Source organism: Sorangium sp. So ce128, from assembly GCF_051525245.1.
Taxonomy (GTDB): domain Bacteria; phylum Myxococcota_A; class Polyangia; order Polyangiales; family Polyangiaceae; genus Sorangium; species Sorangium cellulosum_B.
This window is the reverse complement of record NZ_CP150313.1, coordinates 3378444-3394374: the sequence shown is the minus strand read 5'-3', so window position 1 is coordinate 3394374 and position 15931 is coordinate 3378444. Positions and strand designations below refer to the sequence as shown.

At 72.4% G+C, this 15931-nt stretch carries 16 protein-coding genes; 9 read left to right on the top strand and 7 right to left on the bottom strand.

Features of this window, described 5'->3' with window-relative positions:
* Positions 1-30: 30 nt before the first annotated feature.
* The 4 genes from WME82_RS13310 to WME82_RS13295 all read right to left on the bottom strand — a co-directional run bounded on the left by WME82_RS13310 (position 31) and on the right by WME82_RS13295 (position 1821).
* A complete protein-coding gene (locus tag WME82_RS13310) occupies positions 31-423 on the bottom strand; it encodes a DUF2809 domain-containing protein (RefSeq protein ID WP_438043152.1) in 393 nt (130 codons plus the stop codon).
* 172 nt (positions 424-595) lie between these two features.
* The gene (locus WME82_RS13305; protein WP_437745800.1) at positions 596-1144 is read right to left on the bottom strand and encodes a hypothetical protein; all 549 of its coding nucleotides are present in this window, start codon (positions 1142-1144) and stop codon (positions 596-598) included.
* The gene (locus tag WME82_RS13300; RefSeq protein ID WP_437870990.1) at positions 1134-1640 is read right to left on the bottom strand and encodes an RNA polymerase sigma factor; all 507 of its coding nucleotides are present in this window, start codon (positions 1638-1640) and stop codon (positions 1134-1136) included. The genes WME82_RS13305 and WME82_RS13300 overlap by 11 nt, the downstream gene beginning before the upstream one ends.
* A 49-nt stretch (positions 1641-1689) precedes the next feature.
* Positions 1690-1821, bottom strand: coding sequence for a hypothetical protein (locus tag WME82_RS13295; protein ID WP_269454239.1), 132 nt, complete (start codon positions 1819-1821; stop codon positions 1690-1692).
* 230 nt (positions 1822-2051) lie between these two features.
* On the opposite strand from WME82_RS13295, the gene WME82_RS13290 reads away from it, so the two are divergent.
* On the top strand, positions 2052-3554 hold the full coding sequence (locus WME82_RS13290; protein ID WP_438043151.1) for a L,D-transpeptidase: 1503 nt from the start codon (positions 2052-2054) through the stop codon (positions 3552-3554).
* 69 nt (positions 3555-3623) lie between these two features.
* On the opposite strand, the gene WME82_RS13285 is transcribed toward WME82_RS13290, so the two are convergent.
* A complete protein-coding gene (locus tag WME82_RS13285; protein ID WP_438043150.1) occupies positions 3624-4499 on the bottom strand; it encodes an STAS domain-containing protein in 876 nt (291 codons plus the stop codon).
* A gap of 335 nt (positions 4500-4834) precedes the next feature.
* Between WME82_RS13285 and WME82_RS13280 the strand changes: the two genes are divergently transcribed.
* The 5 genes from WME82_RS13280 to WME82_RS13260 all read left to right on the top strand — a co-directional run bounded on the left by WME82_RS13280 (position 4835) and on the right by WME82_RS13260 (position 10878).
* The gene (locus WME82_RS13280; protein WP_437299385.1) at positions 4835-5524 is read left to right on the top strand and encodes an NUDIX hydrolase; all 690 of its coding nucleotides are present in this window, start codon (positions 4835-4837) and stop codon (positions 5522-5524) included.
* A gap of 528 nt (positions 5525-6052) precedes the next feature.
* A complete protein-coding gene (locus WME82_RS13275) occupies positions 6053-6883 on the top strand; it encodes a protein phosphatase 2C domain-containing protein (RefSeq protein WP_438044887.1) in 831 nt (276 codons plus the stop codon).
* A 93-nt stretch (positions 6884-6976) separates the two neighbouring features.
* Complete coding sequence (locus tag WME82_RS13270) at positions 6977-8938, top strand: hypothetical protein (protein WP_438043149.1); 1962 nt, start codon at positions 6977-6979, stop codon at positions 8936-8938.
* 54 nt (positions 8939-8992) lie between these two features.
* The gene (locus WME82_RS13265; protein ID WP_438043148.1) at positions 8993-10039 is read left to right on the top strand and encodes a nicotinamidase; all 1047 of its coding nucleotides are present in this window, start codon (positions 8993-8995) and stop codon (positions 10037-10039) included.
* Between the two features lie 14 nt (positions 10040-10053).
* Positions 10054-10878, top strand: coding sequence for a hypothetical protein (locus WME82_RS13260; RefSeq protein WP_437745793.1), 825 nt, complete (start codon positions 10054-10056; stop codon positions 10876-10878).
* 85 nt (positions 10879-10963) lie between these two features.
* Here the strand turns inward: WME82_RS13260 and WME82_RS13255 are convergent, their stop codons facing one another.
* Positions 10964-11932 (bottom strand): hypothetical protein, encoded by a 969-nt coding sequence (locus WME82_RS13255; RefSeq protein ID WP_438043147.1) that lies wholly within the window; start codon positions 11930-11932, stop codon positions 10964-10966.
* A gap of 97 nt (positions 11933-12029) precedes the next feature.
* On the opposite strand from WME82_RS13255, the gene WME82_RS13250 reads away from it, so the two are divergent.
* Positions 12030-12575: an NUDIX hydrolase gene (locus WME82_RS13250; protein ID WP_438043146.1), complete on the top strand. Its 546-nt coding sequence runs from the start codon at positions 12030-12032 to the stop codon at positions 12573-12575.
* A gap of 86 nt (positions 12576-12661) precedes the next feature.
* Positions 12662-13603, top strand: a complete 942-nt coding sequence (locus tag WME82_RS13245) for a Uma2 family endonuclease (RefSeq protein WP_437745790.1) — start codon at positions 12662-12664, stop codon at positions 13601-13603.
* 53 nt (positions 13604-13656) lie between these two features.
* Here the strand turns inward: WME82_RS13245 and arfB are convergent, their stop codons facing one another.
* A complete protein-coding gene (arfB, locus tag WME82_RS13240; protein ID WP_437745789.1) occupies positions 13657-14088 on the bottom strand; it encodes an alternative ribosome rescue aminoacyl-tRNA hydrolase ArfB in 432 nt (143 codons plus the stop codon).
* A 134-nt stretch (positions 14089-14222) separates the two neighbouring features.
* Between arfB and WME82_RS13235 the strand changes: the two genes are divergently transcribed.
* On the top strand, positions 14223-15782 hold the full coding sequence (locus WME82_RS13235; RefSeq protein WP_438043145.1) for an SLC13 family permease: 1560 nt from the start codon (positions 14223-14225) through the stop codon (positions 15780-15782).
* Positions 15783-15931 lie beyond the last annotated feature (149 nt).

Sequence of the window (15931 nt, the reverse complement as noted above, 5' to 3'; positions counted from 1 at the left end):
ACCGGCGCGCGCCTCGGCGCTGCGCGGGCCTCATGCGGAGGCCCGGAGCGGCCGGCAGAGCCCATAACCCAGGACGCATCCGAGGCCATACAGCGCGAAGTCCGCCGGATCGAAGCCGCCGTTCGCGCCGAGCAGGAGCCGCCCCGGGGTGGTGCTGCGCGCGGCCCACAGCCACGGGGCCTGGCTCAGCTGGAGCAGCTCGATCCCACACGTCGCGGCGAAGACCGCGAGCGAAAGCCGGTGCGTGCGCGCGGAGATCCACACGATCTGCGCCGCGGCGATCCACACGACCTCATAGAGCACCGCGCCGGCGCTGTTGCGCAGCCAGGCTGGGCCGCCGTGGAACCGGGTGATCATGCCGGCTGGAATGACCGCGACGATCAGGAGGGCCAGCGCGAGGCGCTTGCGAGCGGCTTCCGCCATGCGGAGAGCCTACAGCGGTTTCCGCCCACCTCTGCACCATGCAGAGCAGAGCGGCGGTCTCCCGCACAGGAGACGGGCCCAGATCGGCGTTTTCGGCGCGCAGGCGCACTCCGGTGCGCTGAGCACCGAAAACGTCGAGGTGGGCCCGTATCCGAAGCGGGTGACCGTCGCTCTAGCCGCGCGCGGGGCGGAGCGCTAGCGGCGCGGTGCCGGTGAGCAGCCCCGCCGCGAGGGCGACCACGCCGCCGAAGCCGACGCAGGCGCAGCCGAGCGCGCCCGTCAGGGCGGCGACGCCGCACGCCGAGGCCCAGGACGCCCCGAGCCGCTCCGACCGGCGCAGCACCCGCGAGAGCAGCACGCCGGCGGCGACCCCGCCCGCCAGGCAGGCAGGGACGCAGATGGATACGCACCCTTCCGGGGTGCACAGGTGACCGTAAATGCGCGCCGCGTGCGCCGCTGCGAAGGGCACGAGGCCCGCGGCGACGCCCGGGAGCACGCCTCGCCCGAGCTGCTGCCCGCGCCACGAGAGCAGCGCCGCCGCGACGTAGAGCGCCGCGCCGAGGATCGCGGTGGTGACCGGACGGTCGCTCATCAGCGCCGCCACGAGCGCCACGGCGATCGTCGGCGCCGCTGCCCAGGCGGCCCTCCTCGCCCTCCCCCGCTCGTACGCGCGATAGGCCCTCTCCTTCAGGCTCAGGCCCGCAAGCGCCTCACGTTCCATAGATCCTCCTCCACGCCTCCCGCAGGCGCGCAAACGCGCGCTCGCGGCGCTTGCGCAGCGCCGCGCTCGACACCGACGGATCGCGATCGACCTCCAGCAGGGTCGCCCTCAGCGTGTCGCGATCCGCCTCGGCCAGCGTGCCGAGCACCTCGCGCGCCGCGTCGTCCAGATCCCGGGCGATCGCCGCCTCTTCCGGCGTGGGCACGTCGGCCGCGATCGACGGGACATGCTCGTCCGGCGCCTCCCTCGACCGGGACCGCCGCCGCCGCGTCGTGCGGCACTCCCACGTCGCGATGGCGAGCGCCCAGGTCAGCGCGTCCCCGTCGGGATCGAACGAGCTGGCGCGGTCGAACACCTTGAGCAGCGCCTGCTGGGCCGCGTCCTCCGCGTCCGCGCCGCCCCCGAGCATGCGGCGGCAGAACGCGCCGATCGCCGGCCAGAGGGCGGCATAGACAGGCTCGAACGCCGCGCGATCGCCGTCGGCGAGGCGTCTCATCGACGCGTTGAGCAGCGATCGCGCGCGCGGTTCCAAGGGCGCTGGGTGCTCAGCCGCAGGGGCAGTCCGGACACGGGCAATCCGCGCACGGACAGCCGCCCGTGAGCTGCGTCCCAGCATAGGCCACCGCCGGGATTCCGAGGACGGCCGCGATCAGGGTCACCTTGAGCCAACGACGCATGGGATCTCTCCTTGTCTTCTCTGGCCGGCTGTCCTCGCCGGCCTTCCTCGGCTCTAGGCGCGAGCGGGCCGAGCGTGACACCCCCGGCGATCGAAATCCGGCGGCCAGGCACCATCGCCGCAGATCGCCGCACGAGCGACGATCTCCGCTCCGCTCGCGGCGCAGGCGCCTTCGTCCAGCCTGGCGCGTCGTTCCGCCGGCCGGGCTCGACGTGCTAGGGTCTCGTGCCTATGTCTGGCCGCTCGTGGTTCGCTGCCCTCGGCGCCCTCTGGCTCGGGTGCACGCCGTCGCGGCAAGACGCCGGCTCGCGCGCAGACGCGGCCGGGAGCGCGGGCGTGGCGGTCGCGGAGCCCTCGCCCTCCAGCGCGCCCTCCGCGCGCTCCAGCGCGCCGGAGCCGCCGCCGGCGGCGCTGGCCGCCTCGGCCCCGGCCGCGCCGATCCCGGAGGTGGAGGCGGCGCGGGCGCGATCCGCGCGCGTGTACTCCAAGGGCCGCGAGGTGTGGATCCGGTCCGCGCCGCGGCCCAAGGCCCAGTGGATCGGCATGCTCTCGATCGGCGGCTCGGTCCGCCTGAAGAGCGTCGAGCCCATCCGCGGCGCCGGCGGCTGCCCGGCGTTCTACGCGGTGGAGCCGCGCGGTTACGTGTGCGTCGACGGCGAGCGCGCCACCCTGGACACCGCCGATCCCGTGCGCCAGGCGCTGATCCCCCATGCCCCGCGCGCCGATCTGCCGCTCCCGTACCGCTACGGCGAGTCGCTCGGCCTCAAGCGCCTCCTCCGCGTGGACGGCATCGACGCGCCGGCGTGGCCCGAGGGGCTCCACGATCTGCGGCACATGCAGGTCCGCCCGCGCTCGTCGGTCGCCTGGACCGAGGAGGTCGAGGCCGGCGGGACGACATGGCTCTGGGCATCGGATCTGACGTTCATACCGAAGGACAAGGTCAAGCCCTACGAGCCCGCCACCTTCGAGGGGGTGTACCTCGGCGCCGAGGCGCGCCTGCCGATGGCCTTCTTTCGCCGCAAGGCGCGCCCGAAGTACCGCCTCACGGAGGGAGGCCCGCCCGCGAAGACGGACGCGGTGTGGGAGCGCCTCGCCCGGGTCGGGCTGACGGGCCGATCGAAGCGGGTCGGCGAGCTGATGTATCTCGAGACCCGGGACGACGGGCACTGGGTGCTCGAGCGAGACGCGGTTGTCGTCCGGCCGCGGAAGGCGCGGAACCCGTGGGGCCGCCCGATCCAGCTCGGCGGCGAGCCGCCCTCGGCGCCGGCGGACGGGCGCAGGAACACGTGGGTCGAGATCGCCGCCCTCGACGGCTGGCTCATCGCCTACGAGGACGACCGCCCCGTGTTCGCGACGCTGATCTCGGCCGGGCGCAACGGGGCCGAGGAGCCGGAGAAGGCCGAGCCGTTCGTGCCGCCTTCGACGACCCCGCTCGGCCAGTACAGCATCGGCCGCAAATGGGTGACGAAGACGCTCATCACGCCCCACGTCGACGCGGACGACTGGATCGAGGCGGAGGTGCCGTGGAGCCAGCACTTCTTCAGCAAGTACCTACTTCACGCGGCCTACTGGCACGACCGCTGGGGCGAGGGGCAGAGCGGCGGGTGCGTGAACCTCTCGCCGGTCGACGCGAAATGGCTCTTCCACTGGACCGAGCCCGCCGTGCCCGATGAGTGGTACGCGGTCCAGGCCACGCGCGACGACCCGTCCACGCGCGTCGTGATCCATCGCTGAGCCGCCGCCCGGCGCGGGGGTGCGCGAGCGGGAGCGCGCCCGCGCCGCGCGCGCGCCTGCCGGAAGCCGCTATTTCGCCGGCGCGCTGGCCGCCTCGGCGCGCTCGCCCCCCTCGCCCGCCGCGGCCATGCGCCGCATGCAGAGCTTGAGTCCGGCGCGGAGGTTGCCGACGGTCGTGACGCCGGAGAGGTCGAGTCCGAGCGCGATCATCGTCTGCGCCACGTTCGCCCGGATCCCCGTGATGATCCCCTCCGCGCCGAGGAGCCGGATGGCCTTGATCATCTCGATGAGGTACCCGGCCGTCCGCGTGTCGACCGCGTCGACGCCGGTGAGATCGAGGATCGCGTACCGCGCGTCCTTGCTCACGATCGCCGAGAGCAGGTTGTCCATCGCCTCGGAGATCCTCAGGCTGTCCACAACGCCCACCATGGGGAGGGTCAGCACCTTGTCCCAGACCTCGATGATGGGCGTCGAGAGATCGCGGATGACCTCCTGCTGCGCCTCGATGAGCTCGATCTTCGCCCGGAGCTCCTGCTCGCGCCGCTTCGCCGCAGAGCCGTCCAGGCTGAGGGTGATCATGCCGTCGGGCTCCCCGCTGCTGTCGCGCACGGGGACGTGCCATGACTCCCAGGCGGCGCCGTACGCCTCGTAGACGTTGTACGCGGCTTTGCCCGCGAGGGCCTGCCTGTTGGTCTCCAGCGTCTCCGGGTCGTTCGCGAAGAGATCGAGCACGTTCGCTCCGAGGAACTGCCCCGGCTTCGCGCCGACGGCCTCGAGCCCCTTGCCGTCGTGAAACGTGAAGACGCCCGTGCGGTCGTACCTGCACACGGTGATCGGAACATGGTCGAGGATGGCGCGGAGAAGCAGCTGCGCCTCACGGAGCTTCGCCTCGAGCTCCTCCCGCGTATCCGCCCCCGCCGTGCTCGACTCCGCATCTCCCTTCATGGGAGCCTTCTACGCGCACGCGCGCTGGCCGTCGAGTGGTCGTCAGCCCGTCGATGACGTTTCGCTTGGCCGGTCATGCGGACAACATCGCACCGCATTGTCGAGGCCGCGTCTCCGGTCGATCCGCCGGCACACGACGCTTCGGCTGTGGCTGTGGGAAGGGGGGCACGGATGGGCGATGCGCGATGGGCGATGCGCGATGCGCGATGGGCGCGGGCCTCCGCTCCGCGCGCCCGCCCTCGCGCCGAGGAGCCGAGGAGCCGAGCTCCGCGGCGCTGGTTGACGTGGTGTCCGATCGACACCAAGATTCGTGTACAGATTACACGGAGGGTTGAATGTCCGTCTCCTACGAGCACCCGCGGCCGGCGCTGACGGTGGATTGTGTCGTGTTCGGCCTCGATGAGGAGGACCTCAAGGTCCTCCTCATCCGGCGGGAGCTCGATCCGTTCCGCGGCCGGTGGGCGCTCCCGGGCGGCTTCGTGCGCGTCGACGAGGCGCTCGACGACGCCGCGCGGCGGGAGCTCGCGGAGGAGACGGGGCTCTCGGGGGTGTTCCTGGAGCAGCTCTACACGTTCGGCGCCCTCGGGCGGGACCCGCGCGAGCGCGTGGTCTCGGTGGCGTACTACGCGCTGGTGAAGCTCGGGGATCACCGGGTCAAGGCCGCGACCGACGCGCGCGAGGCGGCGTGGTTCGCGGTGGACGACACCCCGGCGCTCGCCTTCGATCACGACGAGATCCTCCCGGTCGCGCTGGAGCGGCTCAAGGGCAAGGTGCGATACCGGCCGATCGGGTTCGAGCTCCTGCCGCCGAAGTTCACGCTGTCGCAGCTCCAGCGCCTCTACGAGGCGATCCTCGAGCGCCCGCTCGACAAGCGCAATTTCCGGAAGAAGGCGCTCGGCACCGGGCTGCTCGTGGAGCTCGACGAGGTCGAGCAGGACGTCGCGCACCGCGCGGCGCGGCTCTACCGGTTCGACCGTCGGAAGTACGAGCGGCTCGAGAAGGACGGCTTCAGCTTCGAGATCTAGCCGCCTGCCGCAGCCCGGCGGCCCTCGTGCGTCCGATCCCTCCTCGCCCCTGCTCCGGGGCGGACCGAGCGCCTACCGGACGAGATCGCAGGCATGCGAGGCTCGGAGGAACCAGGGTCACGACCGCAACGAACGCCCACCGCCGCTTCATCGACTCGCCCCTCTCCCGTCGCGGGCCCACTGGACGTCGCGAATCTTACGCCCCCGGGCGCCAGCGCGCGGCGCCCGGGGGCGCTCGCGCGTCCGTCGCGGAGCGCGCTCCACCCGAGGAGGGCGGCCGGCTCGCCAGCGCCCGGGTTGACAATGTGTACCACGAACACTAAGCTTGGTGTGTAGTATACACGAACGATCGGGTGCTCGCCGGGTGCGGGCGCTGACGGTCGGCGTTGACCGCCGAGCGGACGGTGGAGCTCCGGCGCCGGGAAGACTGCGCGCCCCGGCCTCCGTCTGCCCGGGTCCGGCCGCAGCGCGCCCTCGCCGGGCGCAGAAGGGAACTCCATGCTTCGCGAGGTCGCTTTCTTGGCTGACATGGGAGGGGGCTCGGCCTTCGAGGTCGCCGGAGGGACGGTGACCGGGACCGATCACCTCGTCGCGGGGCGGCCCAACCAGGACGCCTATGCCTTCCGGGCCGAGGGCGGCTCTCTCGCCGCGGTGGTCTGCGACGGCTGCGGCAGCGGCGCGCGCAGCGAGGTGGGCGCGGCGCTCGGGGCGCGGATCGTGACCGAGCAGGTGCTCGGCGCGCTCCGGCGCGGCGGAGACATCGATTCGCCCGCGACGTGGGAAGAGGTGCGGCGCGGGGCGCTCGCGCCGCTCCGCGACGTGGCCGCCGGGATGGGCGGCAGCTTCACCGAGGTCGTGTCGACCTTCTTCCTCTTCACCGTGGTCGGCCTCGCGATCTCCGGCGACAGCGCGTGCGCGTTTTCCCTCGGCGACGGCCTCATCGCGCTCGGCGACGAGCTCCTGCGGCTCGGCCCCTTCCCGAGGGACGAGCCCCCGTACCTCGCGTATGGCCTGCTCGATCGGCCGCCCGGCGGCGAGGCGCCGCGCTTCACCGTGCACCGCGCCTTCCCGTCGAGCGCGCTCCGGACTGCCCTGCTCGGGACCGACGGCGCGATCGATCTGCTGGAGTCGTCGTCACGGCAGATCCCGGGGGGCGGCGAGGTCGGCCCGCTGTCGAGGTTCTGGGAAGATGACCGATATTTCCGGAACCCCGACGCGGTGAGGCGTCGGCTCGCGCTCATCAACCGATCGGTGACGCGGCCCGTGTGGAAGGAAGAGCGGATGGAGCGCGAAGGCGGGCTGCTCCGCGACGACACGACGGTGGTCGTCGTGCGGAGGGCGCAGGGCGCCTGCGATTGAGGGGCGGCCCTGCGCGGAGGCGCAGGAGTCGCGGAGGGAAACGACAGGGCGTCTGCGCTCGATTGCGCTTGATTGCGTCCGGAGGAGGCGACAGTGGACGTGGTTCTTGGTTCAAAGCGGGTTCGGCTCGACCCTCGGGCCTCGATCGGCAAAGGCGGGGAGGCGGACGTGTTCGACCTCGGAGACGGCCGCGCGCTCAAGGTCTGGAAGACGCCCGATCACCCGGATTACGCCGGGCAGGACGCCGAGCAGCGCGCCGCCGAGGTGCGCATCGAGCGCCACCAGGACAAGCTGCGCGCGTTCCCGCCGGCGCTGCCCGACCAGGTGATCGCGCCCCTCGAGCTCGCGACCGACAGGACCAGGAAGCGCGTCGTGGGCTACGCCATGCGCCTCGTGCGCGGCGCGGAGCCGCTCCTGCGCTACGGCGAGCCGTCGATGCGCCACGGCGGGCTCTCGTCGGCCGCGGTCTCCGAGGTGCTCGCGCGGCTCCACCGGGCGGTCGCGGCGATCCACGACCGGGGCGTCGTGATCGGCGACTTCAACGATCTCAACGTGCTCGTCGCCGGCGGCGAGGTGTTCGTCATCGACGCCGACAGCTTCCAGTTCGGCCCGTACCTCTGCCAGGTGTTCACCGAGCGCTTCGTGGATCCGCTGCTCTGCGACCCTTCGCTCCCCCGGCCGCTCCTGTCGAGGCCGTATTCGCAGGACTCCGACTGGTACGCGTTCGCCGTGATGGTCATGCAGAGCCTGCTCTGCGTGGGGCCTTATGGCGGCGTCTTCCGGCCGCGGTCCGCGTCGGCGCGGGTGCCCGAGAGCGCGAGGCCGCTCCGCCGCATCACCGTGTTCGACCGCGAGGTGCGGTATCCGAAGCCGGCCATCCCGTACCGCGTCCTGCCGGACGATCTCCTGGACGCGCTCTACCGCGTCTTCGTCGAGGACCGGCGCGGCGTGTTCCCGCGCCGGCTGCTCGACGCGCTCGCCTGGACGAGGTGCCCTTCGTGCGGCGTCGAGCACGCGCGCCCTGCCTGCCCGGCCTGCGCGGGCGCCGCGCCGGCCGCCGTGAAGGAGTCGACGGTCGTCCACGGCGAGGTGCTGGCGACGCGGATCCTGAGCACGCGCGGGGTGATCCTGGCCGCGGCCCTCGGCCCGGGCGGGCTCTCCTACCTCGTGAACGAGGGCGGCCGCTTCCTGCGGGAGGACCGGTCCGTCGTGATGTCCGGCGCGCCGCACCCCGCGACTCGCTTCGCGGTGCACGGGAGCGCCACGTTGATCGGCCGGGGCGGCGATCTCGTGGTGCTCTCGCCGGGGGCCGCGCCCGAGCGGATCCAGGTGGACTGCGTCGGGACGAGGCCCATCTTCGACGTCAACGCGCGCGCCCGCTACTGGACGCGCGGCGGGCAGCTCCTGCGCAGCGGGAGGCCGGGCGCCGCCGCGCTCTCGGGCGAGGCGGACGCCGTGCCGATGGGCGAGGTGCTCGCCGGGCAAACGCTGTTCTGGGTGGGCCAGAGCTTCGGGCTCGGCTTCTACCGCGCCGGGAACGTCTCGATAGCGTTCGTCTTCGACGCCGATCGGCCCGGCCTCAAGGACACGGTCAAGCTGCCTTTCCCGGGCGGCAAGCTCACCGCGGCGACCTGCGTCTTCGACGCCGGCCCGAGCTCGCGGTCCGACGAAGGCCGCGGGCGCCCGAACGACGGCCGCGGGCGCTCCCGCGCCGGGCGCGCATGGCTGTTCCTCGCCGCCGAGCAAGCCGGCCGGACCGTGCACCGGTGCGTCGTCGTGCGCGAGGACGGCGCGGTCGAGGCGGTCGCCGACGGCGACGGGGAAGGCGGCTCGTGGCTCGGCGCGCTGACCGGCAAGTGCGCGGCTTCCGGGTTCCTGCTCTCGGCGACCGACAGCGGCGTCGTCCGCGTCGAGGTCCGCGGGGGCGCGCTCGTCGAGACGCGGCAGTTCCCCGGCACCGAGCCGTTCGTCACCCAGGCTTCCCGGCTGCTCGTCGGCCCAGAGGGCCTGTTCGTCGTCGACGCACAGGCGATCACCTTGCTTCGTATCTCATGAATCCACGCTGAGCTGACGGTCCGCGCTCGCGGGCCGATCGAGAGGAGAGAGACCATGAAATCGACAGAGCTCCCCCTGCCCGCCTTCTATGACGCCAAGAACGCCGAGCGGTGGGGCTTTCACCCCAATGAAGAGGCGCTGCACGGCGCCGCCGCCGCGTGGCGGAAGGCGCATGGCGTGAAGCCGTCGGCCGCGGACGCGCAGAACGTCCACCTCCTGCTCATCGACGTGCAGAAGGACTTCTGCTTCCCGCAGGGCTCGCTCTACGTCGCCGGCAGGAGCGGCACGGGCGCGGTCGACGACAGCCGCCGCATCGCCGAGTTCATCTACAGGAACCTCGCGTCGATCACGAACGTCACGGTCACGATGGACACCCACTTCGCTTACCAGATCTTCTTCCCGGCCTTCTGGGTGGATCGCGAGGACCGCCCGCTGACCGCGCACCGCGAGATCACGACGGCGCAGATCGACGCGGGGGAGGTGCGGCCGAACCCCGCAGTGGCGAAGTGGCTTTGCGGCGGGAGCTACCCGTGGCTCATGAAGCAGGTCCGGTATTACTGCGAGGAGCTCGAGAAGGCAGGGAAATACAAGCTCTACCTGTGGCCGCCGCACTGCATCCTCGGGAGCGACGGCCACGCGCTCGCGGGCGTCGTGCACGAGGCGCGGATGTTCCACGCGTTCGCGCGCGGGGTGCAGTCGTGGGTCGAGGTCAAGGGCGGCAACCCGCTCACCGAGAACTACTCGGTGATGCAGCCCGAGGTGCTGACGCGGCACGACGGCCAGCCGCTCGCGCAGCGGAGCACGGGCTTCCTGAGGACGCTGCTCCACGCCGACGCGGTGATCATCGCCGGCCAGGCCGCGAGCCACTGCGTCCGCAGCTCGATCGAGGACATCTTGACGGAGATCGCGCTCACCGACCGCGCGCTCGCCAAGAAGATCTACGTGATGACCGACTGCATGTCGCCGGTCACCGTGCCCGACGGCAAGGGGGGCTTCGCCGTCGATTTCACCGCCGAGGCGGACAAGGCGCTCGCCCGCTTCGCCGCCGCCGGGATGAACCTCGTGAAGAGCACCGACCCGATTCCGTGCCTGGGCGCATGACCGTGGAGGATCCGATGAGCAAGAACAAGGAGAACAACAGCGGAACCAGCCGCGATGGCTCGCTCGACATCGAGCAGCTCTTCGAGGCAGCGCGGGACGACGGCGCGCTCTCGCCCGAGGCGATGCAGGCGCTGCACATCACCGACCTGGGCGCGCAGATCCAGGCCGGCTTCGGCGTGCAGGTGGACGACGTGGCGTCGTCGGAGGTGGTGCTGGTCACGGTGATGCCCGACGACTCGGGATCCATCAAATTCGCCGGCAACGCCCCGTCGGTGAGGGACGGGCACAACCTCGTGGTGGGCGCCCTCTCCGACTCCAGGCAGCGCGACTCGATCCTGGCGCACAACCGTTACCTGAACGGGGCGGTGCTGTATCCGTACTGCCCTATCGCCCAGGCCGTGAAGATGGACACGAAGAACTACGATCCCATGCTCGGCACGCCCCTCTACGACCAGACGGTGGTCTTGCTCGGAACGGTGATCGCGAAGGCGCAGGAGTTCGCGCTGAGCGGCGTCCCGGCGCGCACCGTCACGCTGATCATCTCGGACGGCGCCGACGCGGGCTCGACGTGGGCCAAGGCCAGGGACGTGTGCGCCCTCGTCCGTGACATGCGGCGGGCCGAGGCCCACATCGTGGCGGCGATCGGCATCGACGACGGGAACACCGATTTCCGCGCCGTCTTCCGCGACATGGGGATCGAGGACCGCTGGATCCTGACGCCGAAGAGCGACGCGGCGGACATCCGCAAGGCGTTCGCGCTGTTCTCCCAGTCGGCGGTGCGCGCCAGCCAGGGCGGCGCGTCGTTCTCGAAGACGGTCGCGGGCGGCTTCGGCGGGTGAAGCGCGCGCCCCCGGCTCGCCGCGCGCCTCCCGGCGCGGCGGCGAGCCCTCCACACCTCTCGGCTGCTTCGGCGGAGGACCCGGATCAGGCCGCGGCCTCCCAGGGGACGACGCCGTAGCGGCGGCGCAGCTCGTCGAGATCCACCGCCATGTCGGACCAGAAGTCCCAGTCGTCCATCAGGTCGATGCTCATCTTCGTTCCGCGAACGAACGATCGCACGAGCTCGTCGGCGAGCCCGGGCGTCGCGAGCATCCCCTGCTGCGACGGCGCCAGCACGGTGAGCTGGACGCCCTGCTGGAGCTGCACCAGCAGGAACACGAGGATGCCGAACGGGTTCTCGCGGCGATACCCCGCCTGAAAGGCGATCGTCATCGCCTCTCCGCGCAGATCCGTGCCGTAACCGGCGAGGATGTGGCTCAGGTCGTGCGTGAGCACGCCCTCGGGCACGCCGCGCTTCTCGCCGGGGAACGAGAAGCCGTTCTCTCGATAGAAGGTGAAGAGCGCCTTGCCGAGGGTGCCCTCTCTGTACGCCTCGAGCGAGCGGTAGCGCGCGGCGACTGGCTCGTTCTCCAGGATGCCCGCGAAGCTCGCGACGTTCCTGGCGAGCCCATAAAGGCCGCCCTCATCGAGCATGCGCCGCACGTTCTTGCCGAGCAGCGAGCTCCGGCTGATGTCGATGCGCAGGAGGAGCAGCCGCTGCTCGTGGAGGTGGTGGAGCTGGCGGACCGCGTGCGGCCGCGCCCCGAGCGCCGCGGCGAAGCGCTCGACCTCGAGCAGCTCGCGCTCGTCGACGCGCTCGCCGCACAGGGTCATCGCGCAGAGACCGTTGATGAGCTGCTCGCGCAGCGCGGGATCCTCGACGGCGCGCGCGAGCTCCTCGGGCGCTATCGGGGCGAGCGCGTCGATGTCGAGGTCGGTGTGAAGGAGGTGCCGTTGCACCGCGGCGATCGCGTCGCGCCGCGACCCGTCGAGGGGGCCGGCCGAGGTAAGGACGACCTTGATGGCACGCAGACCCGCGTGCGCCTGTTCTTGGCTCGGGATGAGGTAGGTCATGCAAGAGAGCATGAGACCGAGCGCGCGTCCCGTCCTTGACCGGCGGCGCCAATGTCTTGACCGGGCGCGCCGCCCGGGCGGACGATGTGGGTTGATCATGACGGTCCTACGGTGGAAAGCATTGGAGCGGCGCGTGGTCCAGCACTCGCCGTGGCGGAGGATCGAGGACGTCACCTTCGAGCTCCCGGACGGGCAGGTCCGCACGTTCTCGCTCAAGAAAGAGGGGCGAGTCGTCTGCGTCCTCGCCATCTCTCGCGAGAAGAGGGTGATCCTGGCGCGCCAGTACAGGCCGGGGCCCGATCGGATCCTCGACGAGCTCCCAGGCGGCGGCGTCGAGCCTGGCGAGGCCCCGGAGGCGGCGGCGGCGCGCGAGCTCCTCGAGGAGACGGGGTATGTCGCCGGGCGGCTCGTGCCGCTCGGCCGCCCGCTGGAGTGCGCTTACTCGACCATCGAACGACACGCGTTCCTGGCCGTGGACTGCGCGCGCGACAGGGCGCAAGCGCTGGATGAGACGGAGTTCATCGACGTGGTAGAGAAGCCGATCGAGGACTTCGTGGAGCAGCTGAGGGAGGGCGCATGCACCGACCCGGAGGTCGGGTGGATGGGGCTTTACGAGCTGGGCTGTCTGAGAGCGAGCGCCTGAGCCTCGCCACGCGGCAGCGCGGCGGAGGCGCGCGGACGCCCGCGCCGCGATGCCCTCCGGTCGCTGGCCGCGCTAGGATGGAGCTCATGCGCAGGCACGATCACGTCCTCCTCGCTCCCGGTGCCGGCGCCTCCGGTCGCACGGTCCACGCGCCTCCGGCCGGCAGGGCGCGCCCGCACGTGCCGCACGTGGACGACCGGCTGGCGCCGCCCGAGACGCGGGTGGAGTACCTCCACGGCGTCGAGGTCTACGCCGCCCCGGCCGATCCGCCGCACGCGACGCAGCATTTCGATCTGACCTACGTCCTCGGCGCCCACGTCGCCGAGGGCTACCGGGGCGCCGTGGACATGCTGACCCGGACCGATCTCGGCAGCGACTATGCGGCCGACGCCAGCGTCTTCGCGCAGAAGCCCGACCGCGCGGGCCGGCGGCGGCTGGAGGAGCTGGCGTTCGAGGTCAGCGACAAGCAGGCCCTCGCCGTTCCGACCACCAAGGCGCGCCTGCTGATCGCTCGCGGCGTGCGGCGGGTGTTCTGCATCCTGGTGAAGCAGCGCCGGGTGATGGAGTGGTCGCGCGAGACCGACGGCTGGCGCCCGCTGCCGAAGGATGCGGTCATCGAGGATCCCTGCCTCGTGCGCCCGCTGCCGATCCAGGCGCTCCTCGAGGCCGCGTCCTCGGACGACGCCGTGGCGCGCGCGCTGCTCGACAAGCGCGTGCCCGCGCTCGAGGCAGCGCTCGCGGAAGGCGAGGCGCGCGGCGAGGCCCGCGGTGAAGCGCGCGGCGAGGCCCGCGGTGAAGCGCGCGGCGAGGCCCGCGGTGAAGCGCGCGGCGAGGCCCGCGGCGAGATCAGGATGGCGCAGGAGGCCATCCTCACGGTGCTGGAGTCGCGCGGGGTTGCCACGCCGGCCGACGTGGCCCGCGCGATCGCCGGCTGCGAGGATCTGGGCAAGCTACGGCGATGGATCAAGCGCGCGGCGACCGCGACGACCGCCGCCCAGGTCGTCGCCGGCTCCCGGCGCAAGCGCTGAGCGAGGACCGCCGCGGCGCGGGCGCGCGCTGGACGCCCTCCCCCCGCGCCCCGTTACTCGTGATCGCCCCCGCCGCGGCGCACGTGCTTCTTCTCGCCCGTGCGCCGCTTCTCGTCGAGCCGCCGCGCCTTCGACGCACGCGTCGGCCGCGTCGGCCTTCGCTTCACCGGCACCTCGAGCGCGCGCAGGATCAGCGCGCGCAGCTTCTCGCGCGCGTCGTCCAGGTTGCGCAGCTGGTCGCGAGTCAGCTGGCTCACGATGAACAGCCGCCCCTCGGCGTCGAGCCGGCCGCGCGCCAGCTCGCGCAGCCTCGCCTTGGCGTCGTCGGCGAGCTCCGGCCACGCGCCGAAGTCGAAGCGCAGCTCCACCTTGGAGGCGACCTTGTTGACGTTCTGACCGCCGGGCCCCGACGCGCGAACGGCGCTCCAGCTGAGGAGCGCGGCCGGGGCGGTCAGCGCATCGTTGACGACGAGGGGATCGGACACGGCGGCTCTCCTGCCCTGCGGGCGGCGCGAGCGCCGCGCGGAGCGGCTGACGCCTAGCACGCGCGCGCCGCGCCCGCCGCGCTGCGCGCAGGGCGCGGCCTGCCGGCGAGGAGCGCGTGTGCGATAGAGTCGCCATGCAGGGCCCCCCTGATCACGCCGCCGCGCCGCCGGGCGCCCCTCACCGAAGCCGCCCGCCGCCTGCGCGGCTCCGCCTGCTTCGCTGCCTCGGCGTCGCCTCCGGTCCGGCCGCCGCCCTCGCGATCGCGCTCGTCCCGAGCGGGCTCCACGCCGTCCCTGGTTACGGCCACCGCCCTGCGTACGCGGCCGCGGTCGCGGCGTGGATGGCGCTGTGGTGGCTCTTCGAGGTGCTCCCCGTCGCGCTCACCGCCTGCTTGCCGCTCGTGCTCTTCCCGCTGCTCGGCGTCTTCGGCCGCGGGCTCGCGGGCGACGCGGCCCGCGCCGCCGCGCCGTTCGTCGACGCATACATCTTCCTCTTCCTCGGCGGCATGGCGATCGGGGCCGCCATGGAGCAGTGGAGCCTTCACCGCCGGGTGGCGCTCCACATCATGCGGGCCGTCGGCACGGACCCGAAGCGCCTCCTGCTCGGCATGCTGGTCGCGACGAGCTCCATCTCGCTCTGGATCTCCAACACAGCGACCGCCGTGATGATGGTCCCTATCGGGCTCGCCCTGCTCGCGCAGCTGGAGTCGGCCGCCGGGGGGCGCAGGCTCACGCACTACGGGACGGCCATCATGCTGGCGGTGGCCTACGCCTCCAACGTCGGCGGGATCGGCACGAAGATCGGCACCGGGACGAACTCCATCTTCTGCGGCTTCCTCGCCGACAAGCTCGGCCACGATCTCGGTTTTCTGCGGTACATGGCGATCGCCCTGCCGTTCGTTGTCCTCTTCGTCCCGCTGCTCTGGCTCGCCCTGTGGCGCGTGGGCAAGCGGGACGGGCTCGGCCCCGGCCGTGCGCGCGACGCGATCGACCGCGAACTCGCGGCCATGGGCCCGATGAGCCGCGGCGAGAAGACCGTCGCCGCCATCTTCGCGGCGGCCAGCGCGCTCTGGATCCTCGGCGATCCGCTGCGCGCCGCGCTCGCGCCCCCCCTCCAGGCCGCGCTCAGGGGCCTGGGCGCCGCGCTCGGCTCGGGCGCCGCGGCCGGCTTCAAGGTGCAGGGCAAGCACTACGAGGCGACCGTGGCCGTCCTGGCGGCGCTCGGCCTGCTCGCCCTGCGCGCCCTCTCGCTCGCCTCCGTGCGCAGGATGCCCTGGGGCACGCTCGCCTTGCTCGGCGGCAGCTTCGCGATGGCGGCCGGCATCGAGGGCGGCGGGCTCTCGGCGTGGATGGCCGCGAAGCTCGCGGTCGTCGCCGAGGCGCCGCTGCTCGCGCAGCTCGGGCTCGCCAGCGCCGGCACGATCGCCCTGTCGGCGCTGGCATCGAACACCGCCACGGTGAACGTGGCGCTCAACGTGCTCCCGCAGGACCTCGGCGTGCTGTTCGCGGCCACGATCGCCGCGTCCTGCGACTTCATGCTGCCGGCGGGCACGCCGCCCAACGCCATCGTGTTCGGCAGCGGGTACGTGCGGCTCCCGGTGATGATCCGGACAGGCTTCCTGCTCAACGTGGCTGCCGCCGCGATCATCCCGGTCTACGTGTACGGCTACGCGCGGCACTTTATCGGCGGCTGAGCGCAGGGGCGGCGTGGTGCGGTTTTGTGTATAAGCGCCGGCGCAGGGGATCACCGGGCGCCTCGCAAGCGGAAAGAACGCCGATGAAGGAAAAGGTCATGAACGCGACAGACGGCCTGTGGAGCGCGCCGGCGCCGGCGGCACGGACC